The sequence below is a fragment of the Actinocorallia libanotica genome, assembly GCF_039525175.1.
GTDB lineage: Bacteria > Actinomycetota > Actinomycetes > Streptosporangiales > Streptosporangiaceae > Actinocorallia > Actinocorallia libanotica.
This window is the reverse complement of record NZ_BAAAHH010000095.1, coordinates 1-2,118: the sequence shown is the minus strand read 5'-3', so window position 1 is coordinate 2,118 and position 2,118 is coordinate 1. Positions and strand designations below refer to the sequence as shown.

Annotated in this window: 3 protein-coding genes; all 3 read left to right on the top strand. The window is 72.0% G+C overall.

The window, feature by feature from the left end; all coding sequences use genetic code 11:
- The first annotated feature begins 104 nt into the window (after positions 1 to 104).
- Positions 105 to 545, top strand: a complete 441-nt coding sequence (locus tag ABD140_RS39725; RefSeq protein WP_344248214.1) for a hypothetical protein — start codon at positions 105 to 107, stop codon at positions 543 to 545.
- Position 546: 1 nt separating this feature from the next.
- Positions 547 to 1,107, top strand: coding sequence for a hypothetical protein (locus tag ABD140_RS39720; protein WP_344248212.1), 561 nt, complete (start codon positions 547 to 549; stop codon positions 1,105 to 1,107).
- Positions 1,108 to 1,119: 12 nt separating this feature from the next.
- A partial coding sequence (locus ABD140_RS39715) for a hypothetical protein (RefSeq protein ID WP_344248210.1) occupies positions 1,120 to 2,118 on the top strand: 999 nt, incomplete at its 3' end.

Sequence of the window (2,118 nt, the reverse complement as noted above, 5' to 3'; positions counted from 1 at the left end):
AACGGCATGTCAGGCTGATCCCGCACAGACGACCTGTGCCCGAAAACCCCTCAAAGGCCCGCTGAGCCCCGCTCGCGGGCCTTTCGCATTCCCGGAGGTCATCCGTGGCAGACATCACCTTCAACATCGCCAAGGGCCGCGTCAACGGCTACGCCGCCCAGGTCGGCACCGGCAACGCCGCCCTCATCCTGGTGCCGCTGGAGGCCACCGGCCTGGAGGCCGACAGCGTCCTGGAGGACTACGACACCCTGGCCGCGCTCCTGGCCGGCGCATCCAACGAGCAGACCACGATGGGCCGCAAGACCATCACCGCGGCCACGGTCACCCCCGATGACACCAGCGACAGCAGCCAGTCCGACTTCGCCGACCAGACCTACACCAACGCCACCGGCAACCCCATCGGCGCCTTCCTGGTCTGCTTCGACCCCGACACCACGGCCGGAACGGACGCCAACATCGTGCCGCTGACCAAGCACGACTTCCCCGCCACCCCGGACGGCACCGACCTCCTGGTGGGCGTCAACGGCTTCTTCCGCGCCGACTGAGATGGCGTACACGAAGCAGACGTGGGCGGACGGGCCGGACGGCAACACCCTCATCAACGCCGTCCGCCTGAACTACATGGAGACGGGAATCCAGGACGCCGCGGCTGCCGCCGACGCCGCCCAGGACCCGCCGCGCTGTGCCCTCACCCGGATCGCGGACCTGACCCTGACCAGCGGCGTGGTCACCGCCGTCCCCCTGGCCACCTCCATCTACCAGGAGGGCGGGGTGTGGTGGACGACCGGCAGCGGCGTCACCGTCCCGGCCGGGGCAGGCGGCCTGTACCTCGCCGCCCTCCGCACGATCTTCAAGGACGGCGCCCCGAACACCGGTGACAGGAGCATGTGGCTGCGCCGACAGACGGGCGGCCCGCTGGTCGACGACCCGCCGATCGTCTCGCTCACACCGGCCGCGACCGGCACCGCCATCTGGCCGGACCTGACCGCGTCCAACGTGGCCCCGCTGACGGCCGGACAGACCTATTACGTGTCGGTCAGGCACGGCCTGGGCACCCCGCTCGTCCTGTACGGGGTCGAGATGTCTCTCACCCGCATCACGCTGTAGGAGGCAGGCGGTATGCCCTACCCCGGCCCCACCACCTACCCAGGAGCAGGCGTCTGGCCCGGCCTCCTCCTGGGCGAAGCGGCCGAGACGGACACGGCCCTGCCCCTGGCGGCGACGAAGACCCAGCAGCTGGGCACGGCGGCCGAGACCGATGCCGCGCTGGAGCTGACCGGCGCGAAAACACGTCCCCTGGGCGTCGCGGTCGAGACGGACACGGCCCTGCCGCTGACCGTCACCCATGTCCGCCCCCTGGGGACTGCGGTCGAGACCGACACGGCCCTGGAGCTGTCCAGGACGAAGTCCCGCACCCTGGGCACGGCCACCGAGGCCTCCACCGCGCTCCCGCTGGCCGGCGCGAAGTCCCGGATGCTGGGCACGGCCACCGAGACCGACACCGCGCTTCCCATCGTCGGCATCGTCGTCGCCGACCTGGGCACCGCGACCGAAACCGACACCGCCCTGCCCCTGACCGGCACGAAAACACGCCCCCTGGGCGTCGCGGCCGAGACGGGCACCGCGCTGGAGCTGTCCAGGGCGAAAACACGCTTTCTGGGCACGGCGGCCGAGACCGATGCCGCGCTGGAGCTGACCGGCGCGAAAACACGTCCCCTGGGCGTCGCGGTCGAGACGGACACGGCCCTGCCGCTGACCGTCACCCATGTCCGCCCCCTGGGGACTGCGGTCGAGACCGACACGGCCCTGGAGCTGTCCAGGACGAAGTCCCGCACCCTGGGCACGGCCACCGAGGCCTCCACCGCGCTCCCGCTGACCGGAGGACGCGCCCGCGCCCTGGGCACGGCCACCGAGGCCTCCACCGCGCTCCCGCTGGCCGGCGCGAAGTCCCGGATGCTGGGCACGGCCACCGAGACCGACACCGCGCTTCCCATCGTCGGCATCGTCGTCGCCGACCTGGGCACCGCGACCGAAACCGACACCGCCCTGCCCCTGACCGGCACGAAAACACGCCCCCTGGGCGTCGCGGCCGAGACGGGCACCGCGCTCCCGCTCACC

Coding starts and splice junctions, on each gene's coding strand:
- ABD140_RS39720 (WP_344248212.1), top strand. CDS start 547: ATGGCGTACACGAAGCAGACGTGGGCGGACGGGCCGGACGGCAACACC.